Genomic DNA, 25,080 nt, shown 5'->3' with positions numbered 1-25,080 from the left:
AGAGAAATCTTAAGTTTATGAAAGTTTTAAAAATGTTTTAACAGATGAGGAGAAATTTAAAAAACTTGTTTGTATTAGGAGGTCTTCTTTTAGGAACTTCATTATATGCGCAAGAAAAGACTGTTACAGGAACTGTAACAGACTCTGATGGACTTCCAGTAGCTGATGCTGTTGTAAAAACAACATCAGGAAAAGAAGCTTACACTGACGAAAATGGTGTGTTTAGTATTGAAGCTAAACAAGGAGATTTAGTAACAGTAGAAGCAATGGGATTACCAACTCAAACTTTTTCAGTTGGTGCTGGTTCAGAATATAAAGTAACTCTTAAAGCTTCTGATACAGTAGAGTTAGAAGGGGCTGTAGTAACCGCATTAGGTATTACACGTGAAAAAAAATCATTAGGATATGCTTCGCAAGAAGTTAAAGGAGATGTGATTTCTGCTGCAAGAGGGAGCAACCCTTTAAATTCCTTATCAGGAAATGTTGCAGGTTTGTCAATCTCTAACAACTCTGGTAACTTAGGAGGGTCTACTCGTATTGTTCTTAGAGGGTTACGTTCTATTACTGGAGAAAATAGACCATTGATAGTTATCGATGGTATACCAATGAGTAACAACAACGTTAATGGTTCTGGTGCTTCAAGTGGTAGTGGAGGTCGCGATTATGGAGATGGGGCTTTTGATATGAACCCTGATGATGTTGAATCAATCAACGTATTGAAAGGTGGTCCAGCATCTGCTTTATATGGGTCTCGTGGTGCTAATGGTGTAATTATGATTACGACTAAAAAAGGTAAAAAAGGTCGTGATGAAATAACTATTAACACGGGGGTTTCATTTGATCAAGTAGCAATTAGTCCTAAGCTTCAAAAATCTTATGGAGGTGGATCTAAGGATACGTTTAGTACAATTACAGTAGATGGAAAACAATACAATATTGTAGAGTATCAAATGGATGAATCTTGGGGACCAAAATACAATGGTCAAATGGTATTACATTGGAATGCCTTTAACCCAGAAGATCCAACAAATTATATGGTTGCCAGAGAATGGAAATCACCGGAACATGATGTAGATTCTTTCTATAATACAGGAATTACATATACTAATTCGGCAGCATTCTCTAAATCTTATGAGAATACAAATGCTAAATTGGCAATATCAAATGTAAATCAATCAGGTATTATTCCTAATTCTACATTAAAGAGAACAACTGTTAATGTAGGTATTGACAATAAATTTGGAGAGAAATTTCAAGTTTCTGGAGATATGAACTATGTAAGAACTGATGGATTTAATCGTCCTGAGTTTGGATATGGAGATAATTCAGTTATTCAGAAGTTCTATCAATGGGGACAACGTTCGTTAGATTTTGCTGCTTTAAAAAATTATAAAAACAGTAAAGGAGAACAATTATCTTGGAACAGAACTGCTTGGAATAATGCCACACCATTATATTCTGATAACCCATATTGGATTATTAATGAGAATACTTCTGACGATAGACGTGATCGTTTTTATGGAAACGTAAAATTAAGATATGACATCTTACCAGGGTTGTATGCAACTGGAGCTGTTTATGGAGATCATTATAACTTACAAATTCAAGAAAGAGTTGCAGTAGGATCTCAAGCGACATCAGGATATAGTTTATATACTCGTCAATTTACAGAGATGAACTACGAAGGGCGTTTAAACTATGAAAAGAAATGGACTGATTTTAGTGTGAATGCTTTCGCAGGGGTTAATAGACGTCATGAGACAAGATCTAATGTAAATGCAGCTACTTCAGGAGGATTAGTTGTTCCAAATTTATATTCGTTGTCTAACTCAATGGCATCACCAACTGTATCTAATTATAGATCTAAGAAAAGAGTAAATTCTGTATTTGCAGGTGCTTCTTTTGGATTCTATGATATATTCTATTTAGATGTAACAGCTCGTAATGACTGGTCATCTACTTTACCAGAAGCAAATAACTCGTATTTTTATCCTTCAGTATCTGGAGCGTTTGTTTTCTCAAACTTGATTAAACAAGATTGGTTAACATTTGGTAAAATTCGTGGAGGTTGGTCTCGTGTAGCAAATGATACAGATCCTTTCAATTTAATTGATACATATGCTAATTCTACGTTTACAGGAACTACAAATTTAGGAGATCCTTATTATTTATTACCATTAGCTAAAGCAAATAAAAATTTGAAACCTGAGATGGTAGATTCTTGGGAGGTTGGTTTAGAAATGCAATTCTTTAAAAATCGTTTCGGATTTGATGTTACTTATTATCAACAAAAAACAAACGACTTAATTGTACAAAATACAACTCCTGCTGAAACTGGGTTTACTGCTAAATGGTATAATGCTGGGGTAATGGAAAATAAAGGTATTGAAGCAATGGTGAAGATTACACCAATCCAAACTGAAGAATTTTCTTGGGATTTTGCATGGAACTTTGCAAAAAATGATAACAAAATTGTAGAATTATACGGAGACTTACAATCTATTACATTAGCTCAAGCACCATTTAAAGCTGGGGTTTATGCAATGTTAGGTTCTAAATATGGTCAAATCCGTGGAACTGACTTTATTTATGATGATCAAGGTAATAAAGTAGTTGGGGCTAACGGATTGTATTTATCTTCTGGCGTTAAGAATTTAGGTTCTGTTTTACCTGACTATAACATGGGATTCCGTAACACATTTACTTACAAAGGTGTTTCTTTATCTGCGTTAGTAGATGTGCAAAAAGGAGGTAAATACTTTGCTTTAACAAATATGTGGGGTATGTACTCAGGTATGTTAGAAGAAACAGCAGCAAATGGAGTGCGTGAAAACGGTGTAATTTCTCAGGGTGTTACTGGTTCAGTAAAATCAAATGGAGATGGAACTTATACAGTAACAAATACAGCAGAAAATACAAAAGTTGTTGATGCATCTTCATATTTTGGAAATTATTATTCAGGACCAACATCTCAAAACGTATTTGATTCTGATTACATCAAATTAAGAGAGGTTACTTTATCATATACTTTCCCTAAAAAATGGGCTGGACCATTTTCTAATGTAGTTGTATCTGCATTTGGAAGAAATCTAGCTACATGGGGGTTAGATAATAAGAATTTTGATCCAGAAGTTGCTACAGGAGGTTCAGGAAATGTACAAGGATTAGAAGGAGGGTCTTTACCTTCAACAAGATCTTTTGGTATGAATCTTAAATTACAATTTTAATTTAGAAAAAGAGTTATGAAAAAGAATATCGGAAAATATTTATTAATGGCTACTTTATTAGGTTCTACTGCAATGTTCACTTCTTGTGATAATGGATTAGCAGAGCTTAATGAAAATCCGAATAGCCCTGAAATTGTACCTACATATACTATTTTTAATGGAGCTACAAGATATTTAATGTCAACAGCAAGAGATGGTTGGTGGTCTGCACGTATGTCAATGCCTTGGATGCAGTATACAGCACAAATTAACTATACTGAAGAAGATAAGTATCAATATCGTGATACTCAAACTTCAGGAGGTTGGAATGCTTTATATAGATCAGCATCTAACTTTAAAGATATTATTGATAAATGTACAAATCCAGAGACTGCAGCTCAAATGGGACAGTATGGTGATTTAGATAATCAAATTGCTATCTCAAGAATAATGTTAGCATATACATTTGATCAATTAGTGTCAAGTTTTGGTGATGTACCATATTGGTCTCACGGGAATAAAAATGCAGATTTCCAAGCTTTACAAATTGATGATTACGCTGCACCTAAATATGTTTCTCAACAAGTTATTTATGAAGATTTGTTAAAAGAATTAAAAGAGGCATCAGAGCAATTGGATGTGAATGCGTCTGGTTTTTCTAGTGGGGATAATATCTATGGAGGAGATGTTGCTAAATGGAAAAAATTTGCAAACTCTTTGCGTTTAAGAATTGCTAACCGTGTAAAAGCTAAATTGCCTTCAGCAAACGCTCATATCACAGATGCAATTGCAAAAGGAGTATTTACATCGAATGATGATAATGCAGCTCAAAACTTTGGTAGTTCTGCTGCAGAAGGATCTCCATTTTGGGCAACTTTCTTTACAGGAAGTATGCGTACAGATTTTGCGACGAATAAACAGTTTATTAACTTGTTAAAAGGTCAATCAACAAAAAACTTTGGAGTGGATCCTCGTTTACAAGTTTATGCAGCACCTATTGGTCTTAAAAAGTCTCAAGTATATCCAGCATCATATTCTGATACTGATGATCTAACAAAATATCAAGGTATGCCTTATGGTCTTCCAGATACAATGTTATCACTAAATAATGAAACAGCTAAACTTTCATTTACTTCTAAGTATGTAATGACGCCTACTTTTGCTGAAGTATTAATGGAATATGCTGAAGTAGAGTTTATCTTATCAGAAATTAATGGATGGGATGCAACTCATTATAAAGCAGGTGTACAAGCCTCTATGGATAAATGGGGTGTTGATGCAACTAAAGCTACAGCTTATGTAAATGCATTACCAGCTGCAAATCAAGAAAACGTTATTACGCAGAAATATATTGCATTATACATGCAAGGAGCTGAAGCTTGGAATGAATACCGTAGAACAGGTTATCCAAATGGAGGAATTTTATTATTACCAGGTCAAACAGCAAAAGATAATAATGGAGCTACTTATACATTTACTCCATTAATGTCAGGTAATGTTGTTGCTAAAGACTTGCCAGCACGTGTACGTTATCCAATTACACAACCATCGTTAAATGGAGCGAATTATAAAGATGCTTCATCTAAATTAAGCAATGGTGATGAAATTGATTCTAAATTATTTTTTGCTAAATAATAGTATCACATTTTTCTTAATACTTTACAGCTACTTCTACTGAAGTAGCTGTTTTTTTATGAAAAAAAAATCGTAATTTCACTAGAAGATAATGTTTATGAAAGGTATAAGGTTTGTTTTTTTTATAAGTTGTTTTAATATACTATGTACTGTTTTAGGTCAATCGACTATAAGAAAGGTAGAAATTAATAAATGTTTAGGTTATAATTTTAATAATGATTTAATCATAGAAACACCTACAGATCTAGATGAAATTCAAGCGGAATTTTATAGACAAAACCCAACTTTAGATCCTATAAAATATACACACAACGGGCGTGTTTATAAAAATTCTAATTTTACAATAGAATATCCTAGAGTGAAAAGGATTTTTACAATAGATGATGGAGATAAAGAAAGGAAGATATTTTATTTTAAATTTATAGAGAATACGTTACATAATCCGATAGAAACTTTTCCAGTTCAAGTCATTTACAATAGGAATAGAACCCCACCTGGATTAAACGGCGAATCTATTTTTGGTTGTATAGAAGCAAATTATGAAAAGTATGATTTAACCAAAATTTCTTTAATTGAAGCATTTATAAATGTACCTACAGATGAACGAATTTTAGTATTTAGTCTTTATAAAACTCAACTGGATATGACTTTGGATAAGAATCTAATCCAAGAATCTGATTGGAGAAATTATCTGATTCATCCAACAGAGGAGCATAAAGTTTATTTGAAAATATCGTTTAAAGATTTTTCAAAGCAATGTGTATCGTATTCTGTAATAGAGCTAAAATTAAAAGATTATTCCACTCAAATGGATAAAACTGAATTTGAGTTTTGTGGAACTCCTTTTGTGGTTAATGGTCCAGATAATCAATCTAATTACGAATGGTATTTTAATGGAGATTTAAAATCAACTAAAAAAGAAGTGAAAGTTGATGCCTTGGGAGAGTGGATTGTCTATTTTGATAATGATTTGGGTTGTAAATCAAGTCTCAAAATTAATGTGATTCCGGAGAAAGAAAGATCGCGTATAGAAAAAGTAACTGCAACTTCTAATAGTATTACGATAATTCCTTTTCCAAATGCTAATATTGATAGTTATTCTTTAGATGGCATTACTTTTCAGAATAGTGGTACATTTTTCAATCAAACAGCAGATTTAATTAGTATTTGGTATAAAACTAAATTAGGTTGTGTTTTTGGACCTATACCTTTTGATATTGCAAACGGCTTCAATTTTTTATCACCAAATGGTGATGGAATTAATGACACTTGGAGTTTGAGAAATAAAGATTTTTATAAAAATGCTAAAATTCAGATTTTTGATAGATATGGTAAAATAGTTGCGAATGGAATCGTAAATGATATTTTGCCTTGGAACGGTAAACATAATAATTTTGTATTGCCAACAGGGACTTATTGGTTTATAATAAAAGATGATAAAGAGACACTTAAAACAGGATATATCGTTTTAAAAACAAAATAGCAAGCCAATTAGCTTGCTATTTTGTTTAATATATTGATAATTCTTAATTCGAATAATTAGGAGCTTCTTTTGTAATCACAACATCATGCGGATGAGATTCATTTAAACCTGCACCTGTGATACGAACAAATTTTCCGTTTTCAATTAAATCTTGAATAGTTGGAGTTCCACAGTATCCCATTCCAGCTCGCAAACCACCACATAGTTGGTAAACAACTTCTGCAATAGAACCTTTGTGAGGAACACGACCTTCAATACCTTCTGGAACTAATTTCTTCGCATCGGCTTGGAAATAACGATCTTTAGAACCACGTTTCATTGCAGCTAAAGAACCCATTCCTTGGTAGGCTTTGAATTTACGTCCTTGGAAAATAATTTCTTCTCCTGGTGCTTCATCCGTTCCTGCGAATAGACTTCCTAACATCACCACGTTTGCACCAGCAGCAACTGCTTTTACAATATCACCTGATAATTTGATTCCACCATCTCCAATAATTGATACATTTCTTGTTTTTGCATAAGAATGTACATCATGAATAGCAGAAAGTTGAGGTACTCCAACACCAGCTACAACACGAGTTGTACAAATAGAACCAGGTCCAACACCAACTTTTAAAGCATTTGCACCAGCATCTATTAATGCTTTTGCAGCTTCGGCAGTTACAATGTTTCCACCTACGATATCTAATCCAGGAAAAGCATTTCTTACTTCAGCGACTTTACTAATTACACCTGCAGAATGTCCATGTGCAGAATCTAAAGCAACGATATCAACACCTTTATTAACCAAGGCTTGAACACGCTCTAACGTATCATTTCCAACACCAACTCCAGCTCCAACACGTAAACGACCTTTAGAGTCTTTACATGCATTTGGAAATTCTGTTAAATTGTCAATGTCTTTAATCGTAATTAACCCGATTAATTTATTGTTTTCGTCAACGATTGGTAATTTTTCGATGCGGTAACGAGAAAGAATTTCTTTCGCTTTTTTAAGATCAGTATCAATATCAGATGTAACGATATTTTCTTTTGTCATGACATCTTCGACCAATTGATCAAAGTTTTCTTGGTAACGAATATCACGGTTTGTTATAATACCAACCAATGTTCTATCATCTTCCACAACTGGTAATCCAGAGATTTTATATTTCTCCATTAAATGAACAGCATCTTGTAATGTGTGGTGACGCGATAATGTGATTGGGTCAGAAATCATACCGTTTTCTGAACGTTTTACCATATCAATTTCGTTCGATTGTTCTTCGATAGACATATTTTTATGCACGAAAGATAAACCTCCTTCACGCGCTAATGCAATTGCTAATCTTGCTTCGGATACAGTATCCATCGCAGCAGAAACTATCGGAATGTTAAGTGTGATATTGTCTGTGAATCTTGTTTGTAGAGATACTTGGTTCGGTAATATCTCTGAGTAGGCTGGCACTAATAACACATCGTCAAAAGTGAAGCCCGTTTGTAGAATTTTGTCTGTTAAAGGCATTGCTTTTTGCATTGCAAATTTAGATGAAAAAAGTTTAGAATCAAAACTATTTGATAAAATGTATCTTTATTTTGTAGGATTTGATGTTTTGTTAATATGTAAATGAATCGATTAGAAACTTTAAAATTAATTTTAAAATATTCGATAAATCTATATTGTTTAGATGAGATTCTAATCAGAATTTAATCATTTCAATCCTAAGCTATATCAATTTTTTATCTTATTTTCGCAAGATAGTTTATTAAAACAAAATGGATATAAATTTCAAAAAGTGGAACAACATCTTGGGTGTTGCGATGTTCTTGATAGCGACAATATTGTATTTGGCGTCGATGGAGCGTTACCTGAGTTTGTGGGATTGTGGTGAGTACATTGTATCATCAGCAAAATTGGGAATTACGCATGCACCAGGGGCAGCTTTGTTCCAAATAATGGGAGCAGTTTGGTCTGGTTTAGCTTTTGGTGACGGAAGCAAATACGCCATATTAATCAACAGTACATCTGCCTTGTATAGTGCAGGAACAATTATGTTTTTGTTTTGGACAATTACATATTTTGCTCGAAAAATGTTTGCAAAAACGCAAGAACCAATGAATGTTGATGCGATTGAACTAAATGCTTCTCAAAAAATTATAACATTAGGAAGTGGATTAGTTGGAGCTGCAATTTTTATGTTTAGCGACACATTCTGGTTTTCTGCGGTAGAAGGAGAAGTTTATGCAATGGCATCTTTCTTTACTGCGCTATTATTTTGGCTGATTACAAGATGGGATCAAGTAGCAGATACACCTAGAGGAAACAAATGGTTAGTAATTATTTCGTTGGTAATTGGTTTATCGATTGGTGTTCACTTAATGGCAATGCTAGCAATTCCAGCAGTTTGTTTTGTATATTATGCTCGAAAATATAGATTTACAATCAAAAGTTTCTTAATCACAAATGTAATTACGTTGATTATCTTAGCTTTTGTATTCAAAATAATTTTCCCAGTTGTGATGACATTCTTTGGAAGAACAGAGATTTATGTAGTAAATAATTTGGGAATGCCTTTTAATTCAGGAACAATTATCGCCACTATTATTTTAATTGCAGTTTTCTATTTTGCGATTAAATTAACTCAGAAATATGGTTCAGCATTATTGAATACAATTTCGTGGTGTGTGATTTTTATGTTGATTGGTTTCTCATGTTGGTTAGTTATTCCGATTCGTGCAAACGCAAATCCTCACATGAATTTGAATGATCCTGATACAGCTTTGGGTGTTTTAGATTATTTTAATCGTGAACAATATGGTTCTTGGCCTGTGATGTACGGACCAGTTTTTACGGCTCATATTGCAAGTGACGGAATCAAGCGTGATACTAACGGAGCACCAGAAAGTACAGTTCGTAGTTCTGAATATATTAAGGATAAACGTACAGGAAAATATTTGAAAGTTTCGGATCGTTTAGATTATACATATGAAGATAAATATGTGAAGTTTTTCCCTAAAATGTTCAGTCCAGACCCAGGTGTGATGGAGAATTATGCGGCAGTTTATGCTTTTCCAAAATTCTCTTTGAATGCACAATATGCGGGTGATAAAGAAGCGCAACAAATGTACGCGCAATTGGTTGAGAAACGTCAAAACAGACAATTAAAAGTTGCAGAACTTAAGAAATATGGTGAGATTTTAGATATCGAACCACCTACATTTGGTGAACAATTTAATTACTTTATTGATTACCAAATCAACTATATGTTTATCCGTTACTTTATGTGGAATTTCTCTGGTCGCCAAAACGATTTAGAAGGTAATTTCGAGATTACAAAAGGTAATTGGATTTCAGGAATTCCATTTATTGATAATCCACGTTTAGGAGATCAATCAAAATTACCAGATGAATATAGAAATGATGGAACAAATGTATATTTCATGTTACCATTATTCTTAGGTTTAATCGGGTTATTTACACAATTAAACAGAAATTTTGTTAACTGGTGGTCATTGTTGTCATTGTTTATTTTAACAAGTGTCGGAATCATCTTTTACACATCTGTAAAACCTTTCGAGCCTCGTGAACGTGATTATGCATTGGTAAGTTGTTTTTATGCATTTGCGATTTGGGCAGGATTGGGTGTACAAGGAGTTTATTTATTACTTCAGAAATTGATGAAGCAAGAATTGAAACCATCTTTAGCAATTGGAACGACAGTTATTTTAGCTGGTATTCCAATTTTAATGGGAGCTCAAAACTGGGATGATCACGATCGTTCAGAGCGTTCTGTAGCTTATTCTTTAGCTTACAATTATCTGAATCCGCTCGATAAAAACGCTATTCTTTTTGTCTATGGAGACAATGATACTTATCCACTTTGGGGATTACAAGAAACCGAAAATTTCCGTGATGATGTAAAAATTGCGAATTTAACGTTGGCTGCTTCTCCATGGAATTTAGAACAATTGTTACGTAGAACGTACAATGCAGCGCCTCTTCCAAGTGATTTGAAACCGAAAGATTATCAATCTGGAACTAACGATCAAATTTTTGTGGTTGGAGGTTCAATTAAAAATATTTTTGATCAAATAAATGGTTTCATCAAACCAGGATCTAATCAAACATTAGAAACGTTAAGTCAAATGCCAATCGAGCAAGTTGCTCAATATTTATCTGATCCTGAAATTGATCCAAACCAAGTGATGTCAGTTTATAAAAGTTTAAAACCTTTACAAAAATATTTAACGACAGATAGTATGACCGCTAAAGAAGCGATGGATTTTATTTTAGATAATAAATCACCAGAAAAACAAGCTTTAGCAGATTATTTTGGTTATTCAATTGGACAAGCAAATTATTTACCTGTTTCTAAAATTGTAGTTCCTGTAAATAAAGCAAACGCTCTAAAATACGGAATTGTAAGTGCAAAAGATGCCGATAAAATGGTTGATTCAATCACAATTAATATCAAAGCATCAAGTTTGTTCAAAAACAATTTATTGTTGTTGTCAATGATGGCGAAATACAATTGGGATCGTCCTATTTACTTTAGTGGTGGAGGAATTTCTGATCCAGAAAATACATTCTACATGAATGATTATTTATTGAATGCTGGAATGAGTTATAAATTAGTTCCGATTTATACCCCTTTTGGTAAAGGAGGAATTATTGGAGCTTCTGATAATGATATGTTGTTAAGAACATTCAATTCTTACAAATGGTCTGGATACAATAATCCTGATGCTTCATTTAGTTTGACAGAGCGTAACTACACATCTTCTTATAGAAATACTGCAGTTCGTTTAGCAGATGATTTATTGAATGCTGGACGCAAAAAAGAAGCGATTACAGTTTTAGATAAAGTAATGCTAGAAATTCCTGCTTTAGCGAAATACGATATTGGTTATGGAGTAAGTAGAATTGCTGGGATTTATTTGAAAGCTGGTGAGGATAAAAAAGCGCAAGAATTGTTTGCTCATGTTCGTAAAGAGGCAAATGCGAAAATAGCTTTCTTTGAGTCGTTGCCTTCAGGGAAAGGATATTCAATTGGTTCAGATTTAGCCGCGGCTAAGAATGATTTGATGATGTCAATCTACAACGAAGCTTCCGCTTTAAGTGAAAGAGGTGATAAAGAAAAAGCACTGAAAATTTTTGAATCTGCTTATAATCCTGTTTTGAAGAAATTCGAAACCTTATATAAAGAAGTTGTGGCAGATGGAAAAGTTGATGCAGCTGATCAAGCAAAAATCATGAATCAGTTTAATTATTTAGACGAAATGATTGGTGTAGCAGCAGAAATTGATACCAATTATGCGAAACAACAACAGAATATTTTATACAAAATGGTCGGACAATAAGTCAAATCAATAAAAATAGAAAAGCTCCAAAAATTATTTTGGAGCTTTTTATGTAATATAAAGTTCTGAATATTAGGTTATTGTTAATTTTAGTATTTTTTATCATTATTTAGTTTTTAACTTTGGCACATAAATTGAAATTATGCAAATAAGTTTAACAAAATTGTAAATATTTTAAAACATTATAAAAATGAAAAAAGTATTATTAACAGCTGCTTTCGCAGTAGCAGGTATGGTAGGAGTTTCAGCACAAACAACAGGTGTTGAAGGTGGAGTTCACGTGGGTATTCCAGTAGGTGATGCAGCAGATTATTCTTCTTTCAATGTTGGTGTTGATTTAGCTTACTTACATCCAGTAGCTTCTAACGTAAGATTAGGTGTTGCAACAGGATATGATCACTTTATTGCTGATAGCAATTTTAAAGATGTTGGAGGAAAAGATTATGGATTTATTCCATTAGCGGCTTCTGCTAAATTTGATGTTGCTCAAAACTTTTTCTTAGGAGCAGACTTAGGTTATGCTTTTGCAACAGGAGACGACTGGAAAGGTGGATTATATTACCAACCAAAAGTAGGTTATTCAGGAGCTAACTTTGATGTTTATGCAGCTTATAAAGGTTTAGAATCAAAAAGAGAAATTTTAGGAAGAGATTTTGATGCTGCTTCAAGTGCAGTAGCAGTTGGTTTCGCTTATAAATTCTAAATAGAAAATAACGTATAATTGATAAAAGCTATATCGAAAGATGTAGCTTTTTTTTATTAAAATGCTTTTATGAATGTTAAAATTAAATAATTAATATGTTTAAAATGAGTTAACTAATATTTGAAGCACTACTTTTTAACATTTTTTGGCACAAGACTTGAAATTATGCATACATCATAATTAGAACTATAAAATTTAAAAGATGAAAAAAATATTTTTTATTGCTGCTGCAATGTTAGGAGTTGTAAGTTTGAGCGCACAAGAAAAAACAACATCGTCACAATTTGGTATTAAATCAAGTGTAAATATGTCTTCTTTTAACGGAAAAGATGTAAATGATAATGATTATAAAGTAGGTTTTAGCGCAGGTCTTTATGGACATTTTCCACTTACTGATCGTTTTGCTGTTCAACCAGAGGTAAATTTTACAAGAATGGGAGGGAAGTACAAAGACGAAGTAATGGAAGTAGGAAATACAACTATAAAAAGTAAAAACAAAACGACTTTAGATTATATTCAAGTTCCAATCATGTTCAAATACTATCCTGCTGCATCTCGTTTCAATATTGAGGCTGGTCCACAATTTGGATTTAACATGTATGCGAGCAATAAACAATCTACAAGTACATATGCGAATAATACCGTTTACACAACAGAACAAAAGTTTGATGTAAAAGATGACGTAAAAAACTTTGACTTTGGTGTTAACTTCGGTTTAGGATACAATGTAACAGACAATATCAATGTTGGTGCTAGATATTATATGGGATTAACAAGACTTACAGAAAATACAAACAATGGTACAGCAATTGGTGCTGATGTTAAAAACCATTCATTTTCTTTAGGAGTTGGATATTCATTTTAATCGAGAATATTTAAGTTTAAATAAAAAGGATTCTGAAAAACTCAGAATCCTTTTTATGTTTTTATAAAATTTAGCATTAATCTTTCAACGCAATTTTTTTGATGGAATGTGTCAAAATTATTCTATTAATCATGAATAAAATGATCACGATAATTAATCCAAAACCGATGACTTCCCAAACGTGAGAACTTTCTGTTGCCATAAATTTTCCGACTTTTTCTTTGATGATATTCAAGATGAAATAAACCAATGGAATCGAAATAAGATAACTGATCAACATAAATATAATCGAAAATTTCAGATACGGACGAGCTAGTTGATTGATGTTGTAACCAATCAAAAATAAATCTTTCGTTTTTTGTTTATTCTTTTCAATCATCAATTGAAAATTGATAATCATCAACCAAATAGCTGCAAAAACAATGATTAAACCAATAAATAAAACCAACGAAAAAGCTAATTTTAGATAATACGTCAATTCATTATTTTTCAATTCATCTTTGTTGATATCATAATTTTGTTGCTCAAAATAAGTCGAAGCATTTTCATCACCTCGAGATTTTGTTTCAACAACAATTCGCGAAGGTTCTGTATTTTTTTGAGGCGCGTACGTATGATTTGCCCATTCCAAAAAGTTTTCAGGAACTAAAATCGTATTAATTTTAGTCGTGAAATCGACAATTCTTGCTTGATATACTTTCTGATTTTCCCCTTTTCCTAAAACCAATTGAAAAGGAATTTTAGTAAATAATCCTTCCGAAACTTGTGGTAAACCTTGACTTGTTGCAAAACCGAAATTGTACAAATTCAAATAACTTTTCGGGATAATAATCGGGATAAAATCTTGTCCTTCTTGCCATTTCCAATCAGATTCTTTTACATCAATAAAATCTTCTGGAACAGATTCAAAAAATAAATCAGTCGAAAAACCACCAATTCCAGCAACTCCACCAACTTGCAGTTTTACAGGAAATTGACTGCTTTTGAATGTTCCAACTTTCGCAACAAAATTTTGCGATTTCAAATCGTTAATTTCATTTTCACTAAAACTTGGTTTTTCTCCAGTCAACGTTTGTAAAGACGATATTTTTTTATTCAAAACCACATAATTCGCTTTCCAAACTGAACTGTCTTCTCCAAAATTTTTAGCATAATCCAAATAAATTGTTCCAGCCAAAATCAAGATGAAAAATCCGATGATTGAGAAAAAACAAAAGGTTGTAATTCGCAAGAAACTTAGGTTTTTACGAACCAATTTTTCAATTAAAGTTTTAGAGTTGAATGACATTTGTAAGGCGTTTATCGTGAATTTCGTGTAAGCTTGTAAAAATAATTCCAGCGTTATTTTTTGCAGCTTCTTTGGTAACCAAATCAATCAAAAGTTGTTGATTCACTTCATCTAAATGACTAAAAGGTTCGTCCAAAAGTAGAAAATCAAATGGTTGACAAAGTGCGCGAATCACCGCAATTCGTTGACGTTGACCATAAGAAAGATGAATCGCTTTTTGATGTAAATGACTTTTTAAACCAACTTTTTCAATCCATTCAATAATTTGATTTTCGGATTGATGTTGTGTTAATACATTTTTTAATTGGATATTTTCCATCAAAGTTAATTCTTCAAACAAATGTAAACCTTGAAAAACATACGCGACCTTTTCACGTCTAATTTTTGTCCAATCATTCAAAGAATAATTCTTAATATTTTGTTCATCAAACAAAACTTCTCCGTCATAATCTTTTCTATCACCGTACAAAATATTAATCAAAGTCGATTTTCCAACACCCGAATGTGCAACGATTTGATAAATATTTCCGCTCGAAAAAGTATATATATTTTTCCAAATTTTAGAATGTTCGAACCCAAATTCTTTCAAAGGATGCGGAACAAGTTGACTGATTTTAATTTCCATTCTTTTGTGCAGCTTGATTGAAAAATAGTGAATAAGCTTGGTCCAAAAGTAAGAAAATCACTTCCAAACTATTTTTATCCGTCTTTTTCATATGTATTTTTCCTGTTTTTGTGTATTCATTCGAAACGCGGTAATCGATGTGATCAAAATAAGATAAAACCGTTTGCATTTCTTTCGTATTTCCGAACGGAATTTGTTGATAAATATAATTTTGAACTTCTTTTGGATATTGATCAAAATTCAAATTCATATAACCAAACATCGGATTTGAAGCATTTGTCGCATATTTTGACGTTACAAAATTTGAAGAACTTACCATCTTGTTCAAATATTGATTCATAATCGATTGATTATTTGTGATGTACATCAAATTGTTTTTGTACGTCATATAAATCTTCATATTTGTCGAAAGTGGCAACATATAATAAGGTCCAATTTTCTGAATATTTTCTTGATTGGCTTTAATAAATTCGTTGAAGAAAAGATCGTTTTTCATTTTTCCTCCCAAAACAAATTGCGGATAAACAATTTGCTTGATAAAAGCTTCTTTCTTACCAAAAAAATCATTTGGATTAAATGCTTTTCCGATCTCAAAATCATAAACACTAAACAAAGCTTCGCCTTCAAAACTTTGTTCTAATTTGTTCAAATCAATTTCATATTGTTCTAAAAAAGTAGTCAAGAAATTTTGATTTTCGAACACATAACGTGTGTTTGCAGGATAAATACCAAGTCCAATATTCATGTAGCTTTGCGCAGGAAAATACTTAAAAAAATCAGTATTTATTTTTGATTTCCACATTGGATGTTCTTGCAATTCAACTTTTGTAATCGCATCTGGATGAAATTTCTGTGTAAAACTAATTCCGTCCGAAGTAAATGAAATAAAATTAACCCAAGAGCTTTTTGTAAAATCAAGGTTTTTCTTTTCAGAACTTTCAAGTTTAGAGAAGTTTTTCAAAAAGTTTCCAGTGTACCAAATGTTGATATCCTGAGAGTTTTTAACAAAATCTCCAAAGCTGTTATTTTCTTTCGCAAGTGAATGTTTATCATTGATAATTTTCGTGAAATAATCTTGAATCGCTTTTTCTTCAATACCAAATTCAGAAACAATCAATAAAAATTGAGATTTATTCCAAACCATAAATGGTTTATTGAATCCAGAAATTGTTGTAAAACCATCTTTCTTTTCAAACGAAATATCTTTTTTGTATAAACCTTTGTAAATGGTTGATAAATGTTTTTCAAATTGATCTTTGTCACGCATATTTGTAATCAACGCAACCATATTTTTTCCATTAATTTTTTGTCCAAAAATGTAAATAGGGCTGATAATATCTATGCCTGCTGAAGTCGGATTGTTTTTAATATCATTTAATAATTGATCAAAAGTTGGATCTTGATTTTTAAGTTCGCCTTCGGCTAATTGATAAATTTTGTATTGTTCTAATTTCTGAAAATTACCTTTTTCTGCAATTGATTTTGGATTTATCAACGCAACAAAATCTGCATCTGTTGGAATCAAAACCGTATAATCTTCGTTTTTGGAACAACCTGCAAAAAGCAAAATAATGAATAGAATCGAGTAATATTTGAAGCCTTTTTTCATCGAAAAAATATCTTTAAAAATTGTTGTTAATTATTTGGTTAATGCTGAATTAAATCTGAAATCATCTGATTTTTATTCAAGAATTGTTAAATCTATAATATCGGGATAAATTTAAGCAATTATTAATATGATTTTCGTTTCTATAACAATAAAAATATGTAAAAATTTCTTATATTCGCACTCCTTGATTTAGAAGAAATAAGAAAGAATTCGATGGCAAAAAAGTTTAGAGAATATAAGCACTTAGACTTGGTACAAGTCTCAAAAGAAACGTTAGAAGATTGGAAACAAAATAATGTTTTCGAAAAAAGTATTTCTACGCGTGATGGAAATCCATCTTTTGTGTTCTATGAAGGTCCTCCTTCTGCAAACGGAAAGCCAGGGATTCACCACGTTTTAGCACGTTCTATCAAAGATATATTTTGTCGTTACCAAACCTTGAAAGGAAAACAAGTTTTCCGTAAAGCGGGTTGGGATACGCACGGTTTACCAGTAGAATTGGGAACTGAGAAAGAATTAGGAATTACCAAAGAAGATATTGGAACTAAAATTTCAATTGAAGAATATAACGAAGCGTGTAAACGTACAGTAATGCGTTACACAGATTTGTGGAATGATTTGACTGAAAAAATGGGTTATTGGGTGGATATGGAAGATCCATACATCACATATAAACCAAAATATATGGAGTCTGTTTGGTGGTTGTTAAAACAAATTTACAACAAAGATTTGTTGTACAAAGGTTATACCATTCAACCATATTCTCCTAAAGCTGGTACAGGTTTGTCTTCGCACGAGTTAAATCAACCAGGAACATATCAAGATGTAACAGATACAACAATTGTTGCTCAATTTAAAGTAAAGAAAGACTTAACAGATTTATTCAATGATTTTGATGGAGATGTATATTTCTTAGCTTGGACAACAACTCCTTGGACCTTACCTTCGAATACAGCATTGACTGTTGGTCCAAAAATAGATTATGTAGTGGTTGAAACATTCAATCAATATACATTCGAGCCAATTCGTGTAATTTTAGGAAAACCATTGGTTTCAAAACAATTTGGAAAACCATATTTCTTAGCAGAAACAGAAGAAGATTTCAAAGTTTATGCTGCTGGGAATAAAACAATTCCATATAGAATTGTTGGTGAATACAAAGGAGCTGATTTAGTAGGAACACGCTATGAGCAATTATTGCCTTGGGCGTTACCTTACGAAGATGCAGAAAATGCATTTCAAGTTATTCCAGGAGATTTCGTAACTACTGAAGATGGTACAGGTATCGTTCATACTGCGCCTACTTTTGGAGCAGATGATGCTAAAGTAGCAAAAGATGCAGGTGTTCCACCAATGTTAGTATTGGATAACCATGGTAATGCTGTTCCTTTAGTTGATTTACAAGGTCGTTTTGTAGCTGAATTACCAGAAGGTTACGGAGGTAAATATGTAAAAAATGAATACTATGACGATGGAGCTGCGCCAGAAAAATCGGTTGATGTAGAAATCGCGATTTTATTGAAAGAGCAAAACAAAGCGTTCAAAGTAGAAAAATATAAACACAGTTACCCACATTGTTGGAGAACAGACAAACCAATTTTATATTATCCATTAGACTCTTGGTTCATCAAAGTAACGGACGTAAAAGACCGTATGGTTGAATTGAATAAAGAAATCAATTGGAAACCAAAAGCAACAGGAGAAGGTCGTTTCGGAAATTGGTTAGAAAATGCCAACGATTGGAACTTGTCTCGTTCTCGTTATTGGGGAATTCCATTACCAATTTGGAGAACAGAAGATGGGGACGAAGTAACTGTGATCGGTTCTGTTGAAGAATTGATTACTGAGATTAAAAAATCAATTGCAGCAGGTGTAATGACTTCTAATCCTTTCCAAAATTTCGAAGTTGGAAACATGACAGAAGAAAACTATGATTTGATCGACTTACACAAAAATGTAGTAGATGAAATTACATTAGTTTCTGCATCTGGAAAACCAATGAAACGTGAAGCTGATTTAATTGATGTATGGTTTGATTCTGGAGCAATGCCTTATGCGCAAGTGCACTATCCATTCGAAAATAAAGAATTGATTGATAATGGAACAATGTATCCTGCCGATTTTATTGCAGAAGGTGTAGACCAAACTCGTGGTTGGTTTTATACATTACACGCAATTGGAACATTAGTTTTCGATTCGAAGGCATACAAAAATGTGATGTCAAATGGATTGGTATTAGACAAGAATGGTCAAAAAATGTCAAAACGTTTGGGTAACGCAGTAGATCCATTTGATACATTGGCAACATACGGTCCTGATGCAACGCGTTGGTACATGATTGCAAATGCACAGCCATGGGAAAATTTGAAATTTGATTTAGCTGGTGTTGATGAAGTTCGTCGTAAATTCTTCGGAACATTATACAATACGTATTCATTTTTCGCTTTATATGCGAATGTTGATGGATTTACTTTCGCTGAAGAAGAAATACCAGTAAATGAAAGAGCTGAATTAGACCAATGGATTATTTCTGAATTGAATACCTTAACGAAGAAAGTTGATGGCTTTTTATCGGATTATGAACCAACGAAAGCAGCTCGTGCAATCCAAGAATTTGTTATTGATAATTTATCAAATTGGCACGTTCGTTTATCAAGAAGACGTTTCTGGAGAGGTGATTACTCAAAAGATAAAGTAGCTGCATATCAAACATTGTATACTGTTTTAGAAACAATTTCTATATTAGGTTCGCCAATTGCTCCGTTCTTTATGGATCGTTTATACAAAGATCTTAATGCAGCAACAGCTAAGAATGCAGCACAATCTGTTCACTTAGCAGATTTCCCTGTTGTAGATGAGTCATTGATTAAATCTCAATTAGAAGAACAAACACATTTAGCACAAACAGCGACAAGTATGATTTTATCGCTTCGTAAATTGAGTGATAACAAAGTACGTCAGCCATTACAAAAAGTAATGATTCCTGTGTTGAATGATACAATGAAAGCAAATTTAGAAGCTGTATCTGAATTATTAAAACAAGAAGTTAATGTTAAAGAAATTCAATTATTAACAAACGAAGAAGCTTCAAATCTTTTAGTGAAATCTATTAAACCTAATTTCAAGACTTTAGGGCCGAAATATGGAAAAGAAATGAAAGCTATTTCCGCTGCTACAGCGCAAATCACGAATGAACAAATTGTTAAATTAGAGCAATCAGGACAAATTGATTTGTTAATTGACAACAAAACATTAACTTTAGATTTAGAAGATTTTGAAATCGCTACAAAAGACATCCCTGGATGGACTGTTGCTTCTAATTCTACATTGACAGTAGCACTTGATTTACAATTAACTGAAGTATTAATTAATGAAGGTGTTGCACGTGAATTGGTAAATAGAATTCAAAATATACGTAAAGAAACCGGACTAGAAGTAACCGACAAAATTATACTTAACTTAAAAAATGATGAATCAATCGTAAATGCAGTCGAGCAAAACAAAGATTACATTTGTTCTGAAACATTAGCTGAAGATCTTGTTTTACAAGACCAAGTTGCAAATGGAGCAGAGGTTGAAATTAATGGATTGATGACGCAAATTGCGATTACAAAACTGTAAGCGTATGGCAACAACAGATGAAAAAGTAAGGTACTCTGATGCAGAGTTGGAAGAGTTTAGAGCAATAATTCAAGAGAAATTAGATCAGGCTATAAAAGATTATGAATTATTGAAAGAAGCTTACACAAACGATAGTAACAACGGTACAGACGATACGTCACCAACTTTCAAAGCGTTTGAGGAAGGTTCTGAAACCATGTCGAAAGAACAAAATGCACAATTAGCAGCACGTCAAGATAAATTTATTCGTGACCTAAAAAATGCATTGTTACGTATTTCGAACAAAACATACGGTATTTGCCGTGTAACAGGAAAATTAATTAATAAAGATCGTTTGAAATTAGTTCCGCATGCTACATTAAGCATCGAAGCTAAGAATATGCAACGTTAATACAGAGTTTTGAAAAAAGTAGTACTCATTACCATTTTGGTTTTAATCATTGACCAAATCTCGAAATTTTACGTTAAAACAAACTTTTTTTTAGGTGAAGATGTAGATGTTTTGGGTTGGTTTAAAATAGCATTTGTAGAAAATCCAGGAATGGCCTATGGGATGCATTTCGGAGGAGAAACAGGCAAAATCCTTTTATCACTTCTACGTATTGTGCTAATCGGTATGATTATCTACTATATTAATGCATGGGCGAAAAAACTAAATAATAATTTCTTTATCATTCCGATTGCGCTTGTTTTGGCAGGTGCAATAGGTAATGTACTGGATGGAATTTTTTATGGAGTTATTTTCGATAAAGGAACTACTTACAATGAAATGTTTCAGGATTGGGTAGGATATCAAGGTGTCGCACAAGCAAACTTTGCTGGTTATTCTGGTTGGTTTACGGGTTGTGTCGTAGATATGCTTTATTTTCCAATTGTGGAGTTTGATTGGCCTTCTTGGATTCCAATTATAGGCGGACAACATTATAAGTTCTTTCAGCCTGTATTTAATATCGCAGATTCGGCTATTTTTATTGGAGGACTTACTTTGTTCCTTTTCCGTAAAAAAGCCTTTACAACCGAAAATGGTGTAAGATTAAGATTTTAAAAAATTGCCTCAATTTAAATTGAGGCAATTTTTTTGCTTAATATTTTATTAATTTGCTTAAATACTTAATGATTGCTCAAAGAGAATGTTAAAAAACGCCTATCAAAATTAAATTAAACTTCGATAGGCGTGAACACATATAACTGTGTAATCAGAAAATTCTATGTGTAAATTGATGTAATATTAAACTATTTACTTGCTTTATTCAACAGTTCTAAATCCTCATTGTCTAGTATAAGTTGAGGCGCATCAAATAATGTTTTTAATTGGTTTTGACTTGTCGCACTTACAATTGGAGCTGTAATTAATGGATTAGACAATAACCAAGCCAATGAAATTGTTGCAGGAGCTGAATTATGTTTATCTGCAATAGTTTCTAAAACTGTTAGAACATTTTTTCCTTTTTCATCGAAATATTTTTTAATACCCGCACCTCTTGCTGTTTTCTCAAAATCAGCTTCGGCTTTATATTTACCAGTTAAAAAACCAGCAGCTAATGACCAATATGGGAAAACACTTAAGTTATATTGCTCAACTAATGAAGCATATTTTGTTTCGAAGTTGTCTCGTTCAACTAAATTATAATGCGGTTGCAAAGCAACATACTTAGGAAAATTATTTTTATCTGCAACTTCAAAAGATTCAATTAAACGCTCTGGAGATACATTGGATGCTGCAATATAACGAACTTTACCAGCTTTTACAATTTCATCATAAGCAGACAATGTTTCTTCTATTGGTGTTAAGTTATCATCAAAATGAGTGTAGTATAAATCGATATAATCTGTTCCTAAACGTTGTAATGACTCATCTACCGATTTCAAAATATGTTTTTTACTCACATCAAAACTATGTTCCTTAGTTTCAGATCCTACTTTAGTTGCAATAACAATATCTTGTCTATTTTTACGCTCTTTTAACCATTTACCAATAATGGCTTCAGATTGACCACCTACACCATTTACCCACCAAGCATAAGTATCTGCAGTATCAATAAAATTAAATCCAGCCTCTGTAAACTGATCTAATATTTCAAATGATTGTTTTTCGTCTAATGTCCAACCAAAAACATTCCCTCCAAAATTGATTGGAGCGATCTCTAAATCTGTATTTTTAATTGTTTTTTTATTCATTGTATTTGATTTTATGTTTATTTAAAATGCGGTGTCTACAACTCCACCATCCACTCTTAATGATGTACCAGTTGTTGCAGAGGATAGAGGACTAGCAGTGTAGACAACTAAATTTGCTACTTCGTCTGCTTCTACAAATTTTCCTACAATTGAAGAAGGCCTTTTTTCTTTTATAAAATCAATTCCAGCCTCTTCAACATCGATGCCTTTTTCGTCTGCAATAGCTTTCATATTTTTATAATTTGCTGCTGACCATGTTGGACCTGGTAAAATTGAATTTACAGTAACATTAGTTCCTTTTAGATGTTTAGCCAAACCTCTACTTAATGCTAAATAAGCGGTTTTGGTAACACCATAAAGAATCATATCGTCGGGAATATTAATGGCAGATTCACTAGATATAAATATAATTCTTCCCCAATCTTTAGCTTTCATCTTAGGTGCATAATATCTTGAAAGGCGAACACCGCTCATTACATTTATTTCAAAATCATGGAACCAAACCTCATCACTTGTTGTTTCGAAAGGTTGCTCACCATATATTCCGACATTATTAATTAGAATATCAACTTCTGGAAGTTCTTTTATTAAATTATTTACATCATCAACCTTAGAAAAATCTGCAACAATTCCTTCCACATTTGCTTCTGGAACTTCACTTTTTAGTTGATTAATACTTTGATTGATTTTATATTGAGAACGTCCATTAATAAAAACTTTAGTTCCTTCTTTTAATAATCCTTTTGCAATAGCATAACCAATTCCTTCTGTAGAACCAGTTACTAATGCAGTTTTATCTTTTAATTGTAAATCCATTTTTTATTTTTTTAGAAATGATTTTAAAGGTGTAATAAATTTTTCAAATACCTCTATATGAGGTAAATGTCCAGTGTTTTCTATTTCGATTAACTCTGAACCTTTTATTTTTTTCTGAGTTGCTTTACCTAATAAATCGTAACGTCCCATTTTTGCTGCAACGTCAGGATCTTTTACATTAACTTTACCTATTGCAGTACGATCTCTTGTTCCAATGATTAACAAAGTAGGGACATTTAATTTTTCGAACTCATACACAACAGGTTGAGTGAAAATCATATCAGACGTTTTAGCATTTACTAAAGCCACGTGCGGATAGTCAGGAGATTTAGTCCATCCTGTTAATAAATAAACCCATTCGTCATATTCTGGTTTCCATTTATTATCATAATAAAATCCAGCTTGGTATTTTCTAGTCGTTTCATAATCTGCTTTTAGCTCACTCTCGTAATTTTTATCAATAGACGTGTAAGGAGCTACTAATTTCCAATCTTCTAAACCAATTGGATTTTCTAAAATTAATTTATCTACAGACTCAGGATACATAAGAGAGAAGCGTGTGGCAACCATTCCACCCATTGAATGTCCTAAAAGATAAATTTTATTGATTTTTAATTCATCTAAAACAGCTTTTGTATTCTGCGCTAATTGCTGAAATGTGTATTGATAATTAGTTGGCTTAGATGATTTACCAAATCCAACCTGATCTGGAACAATAATACGGTAACCTTCTTTTGATAAAGATTCTATTGTTGTTTTCCAATAAGCGCCATTAAAGTTTTTACCATGTAATAAAACAACAGTTTTTCCATTTGCTTTATTAGGATGAATATCCATGTAAGCCATTTTTATTTCATCTGTTTGGCTTTTAAGTTTTAGATAATGAACTTCGTACGGATAATCGTAATTGGTTAACATAATGTCTAAAACAGGTCTATTTGTTTGTGCTTGCGTATAAGAAGCTATGCTTAAAATAGAAAACGCTGCGAGTTGAATTATTTTTTTCATTCTAAAATGAGATTAAGGTAATTTTATTTTGAATAGTTGAAATGGGAATTCTTCTTTACTTACACCGTTATTCCATTTAGCGTGTCTTTGTAATTGAGCACATGAGAAATACAAATATCCGTCTGTTCCAATTCCTAAAAAATCTGGCCATAATAATCGATAATCTTGTACTAATGTATGTAATTTTCCTTTAGGAGTTATGTATTTTATAGTATAATCTAGAGAAGTTGTTAAATAGATATTTCCTTTTTTATCGGCAATTAAACCGTGAGTAATACCAACATTTCCCATGTCTTCAACTTTATTTTCTAATTCTTTATTCGTTAAATTTTGGTCTACTAAATATTTAGTTTCAACTCTATAAAGATTAGTTTTATTGATAGGTTTAAAGTAGAAATATTTAAAATCATGTGTTAATGCAATACCATTAACATTCGATATGAAGGGTTTACCATTTTTATCTCGCATATCAACTCCATCGTAATAAAGAATGATTGATGGATCTGCTAATGTATAGGATGTTTTTTCTAAAACTTTTCTTATTTTTCCTGTTTTAAGTTCGAGTATTATAATTGCAGCTTGACCAGGATCAGAAAGATAAGCAACATTCTTTTTTACATCTACACGAATATCATTTAATCCAGATTTTGTTTTATCTAAATCTTCGAAATAGTAAATACGCTCTGTAATCTTCCCCTTGTTA

The 25,080-nt window shown here is 32.3% G+C and carries 17 protein-coding genes; 9 read left to right on the top strand and 8 right to left on the bottom strand.

Translation table 11 applies throughout. The features are described 5' to 3' along the window. The first annotated feature begins 44 nt into the window (after positions 1–44). The 3 genes from B4E59_RS06220 to B4E59_RS06210 all read left to right on the top strand — a co-directional run bounded on the left by B4E59_RS06220 (position 45) and on the right by B4E59_RS06210 (position 6,324). Positions 45–3,227, top strand: coding sequence for a SusC/RagA family TonB-linked outer membrane protein (locus B4E59_RS06220; protein ID WP_291052035.1), 3,183 nt, complete (start codon positions 45–47; stop codon positions 3,225–3,227). Between the two features lie 15 nt (positions 3,228–3,242). After that, complete coding sequence (locus B4E59_RS06215; RefSeq protein ID WP_286494709.1) at positions 3,243–4,841, top strand: SusD/RagB family nutrient-binding outer membrane lipoprotein; 1,599 nt, start codon at positions 3,243–3,245, stop codon at positions 4,839–4,841. Between the two features lie 97 nt (positions 4,842–4,938). Beyond that, on the top strand, positions 4,939–6,324 hold the full coding sequence (locus B4E59_RS06210; RefSeq protein WP_291047106.1) for a T9SS type B sorting domain-containing protein: 1,386 nt from the start codon (positions 4,939–4,941) through the stop codon (positions 6,322–6,324). 43 nt (positions 6,325–6,367) lie between these two features. Here the strand turns inward: B4E59_RS06210 and guaB are convergent, their stop codons facing one another. Continuing rightward, complete coding sequence (guaB, locus tag B4E59_RS06205; protein WP_291047161.1) at positions 6,368–7,828, bottom strand: IMP dehydrogenase; 1,461 nt, start codon at positions 7,826–7,828, stop codon at positions 6,368–6,370. A gap of 251 nt (positions 7,829–8,079) precedes the next feature. Between guaB and B4E59_RS06200 the strand changes: the two genes are divergently transcribed. The 3 genes from B4E59_RS06200 (at position 8,080) to B4E59_RS06190 (ending at position 13,232) form a co-directional block, all read left to right on the top strand. Next, positions 8,080–11,664, top strand: coding sequence for a glycosyltransferase family 117 protein (locus tag B4E59_RS06200; RefSeq protein WP_291052032.1), 3,585 nt, complete (start codon positions 8,080–8,082; stop codon positions 11,662–11,664). A 190-nt stretch (positions 11,665–11,854) separates the two neighbouring features. Then, positions 11,855–12,367 carry a hypothetical protein gene (locus B4E59_RS06195; protein ID WP_291052030.1) on the top strand — a complete coding sequence of 171 codons (513 nt, stop codon included), beginning with the start codon at positions 11,855–11,857 and terminating at the stop codon, positions 12,365–12,367. A gap of 202 nt (positions 12,368–12,569) precedes the next feature. Next, positions 12,570–13,232 (top strand): porin family protein, encoded by a 663-nt coding sequence (locus B4E59_RS06190; RefSeq protein ID WP_291052027.1) that lies wholly within the window; start codon positions 12,570–12,572, stop codon positions 13,230–13,232. 76 nt (positions 13,233–13,308) lie between these two features. Here the strand turns inward: B4E59_RS06190 and B4E59_RS06185 are convergent, their stop codons facing one another. The 3 genes from B4E59_RS06185 to B4E59_RS06175 are packed head-to-tail and all read right to left on the bottom strand — an operon-like array spanning position 13,309 to position 16,754. After that, a complete protein-coding gene (locus B4E59_RS06185) occupies positions 13,309–14,520 on the bottom strand; it encodes a transporter (protein ID WP_291052023.1) in 1,212 nt (403 codons plus the stop codon). Next, positions 14,504–15,145, bottom strand: coding sequence for an ATP-binding cassette domain-containing protein (locus B4E59_RS06180; protein ID WP_291052020.1), 642 nt, complete (start codon positions 15,143–15,145; stop codon positions 14,504–14,506). The genes B4E59_RS06185 and B4E59_RS06180 overlap by 17 nt, the downstream gene beginning before the upstream one ends. Further along, positions 15,135–16,754, bottom strand: a complete 1,620-nt coding sequence (locus tag B4E59_RS06175) for a DUF4836 family protein (RefSeq protein ID WP_291052017.1) — start codon at positions 16,752–16,754, stop codon at positions 15,135–15,137. The genes B4E59_RS06180 and B4E59_RS06175 overlap by 11 nt, the downstream gene beginning before the upstream one ends. Positions 16,755–16,967: 213 nt before the next feature. On the opposite strand from B4E59_RS06175, the gene ileS reads away from it, so the two are divergent. From ileS to B4E59_RS06160, 3 genes are read left to right on the top strand one after another with little or no spacing between them, the layout of a single operon-like run. Then, complete coding sequence (gene ileS / locus B4E59_RS06170; protein WP_291052014.1) at positions 16,968–20,375, top strand: isoleucine--tRNA ligase; 3,408 nt, start codon at positions 16,968–16,970, stop codon at positions 20,373–20,375. Positions 20,376–20,379: 4 nt separating this feature from the next. Continuing rightward, on the top strand, positions 20,380–20,766 hold the full coding sequence (locus B4E59_RS06165; protein WP_115001530.1) for a TraR/DksA family transcriptional regulator: 387 nt from the start codon (positions 20,380–20,382) through the stop codon (positions 20,764–20,766). Between the two features lie 9 nt (positions 20,767–20,775). Then, on the top strand, positions 20,776–21,420 hold the full coding sequence (locus B4E59_RS06160; protein WP_291052008.1) for a lipoprotein signal peptidase: 645 nt from the start codon (positions 20,776–20,778) through the stop codon (positions 21,418–21,420). Between the two features lie 188 nt (positions 21,421–21,608). On the opposite strand, the gene B4E59_RS06155 is transcribed toward B4E59_RS06160, so the two are convergent. From B4E59_RS06155 to B4E59_RS06140, 4 genes are all read right to left on the bottom strand, one after another. Then, positions 21,609–22,553 carry an aldo/keto reductase gene (locus tag B4E59_RS06155; RefSeq protein WP_291052005.1) on the bottom strand — a complete coding sequence of 315 codons (945 nt, stop codon included), beginning with the start codon at positions 22,551–22,553 and terminating at the stop codon, positions 21,609–21,611. A 21-nt stretch (positions 22,554–22,574) separates the two neighbouring features. Continuing rightward, positions 22,575–23,369 carry an SDR family NAD(P)-dependent oxidoreductase gene (locus B4E59_RS06150; protein WP_291052002.1) on the bottom strand — a complete coding sequence of 265 codons (795 nt, stop codon included), beginning with the start codon at positions 23,367–23,369 and terminating at the stop codon, positions 22,575–22,577. A gap of 3 nt (positions 23,370–23,372) precedes the next feature. Further along, the gene (locus tag B4E59_RS06145) at positions 23,373–24,377 is read right to left on the bottom strand and encodes an alpha/beta fold hydrolase (RefSeq protein WP_291051999.1); all 1,005 of its coding nucleotides are present in this window, start codon (positions 24,375–24,377) and stop codon (positions 23,373–23,375) included. Positions 24,378–24,389: 12 nt separating this feature from the next. Further along, positions 24,390–25,080: L-dopachrome tautomerase-related protein (locus B4E59_RS06140; protein ID WP_291051996.1), on the bottom strand; the 691-nt coding region annotated here is incomplete at its 5' end.

This window comes from Empedobacter sp. UBA2044 (assembly GCF_002333005.1).
Classification (GTDB): Bacteria; Bacteroidota; Bacteroidia; order Flavobacteriales; family Weeksellaceae; genus Empedobacter; species Empedobacter falsenii_B.
This window is presented reverse-complemented; position numbering and strand designations above follow the sequence as displayed.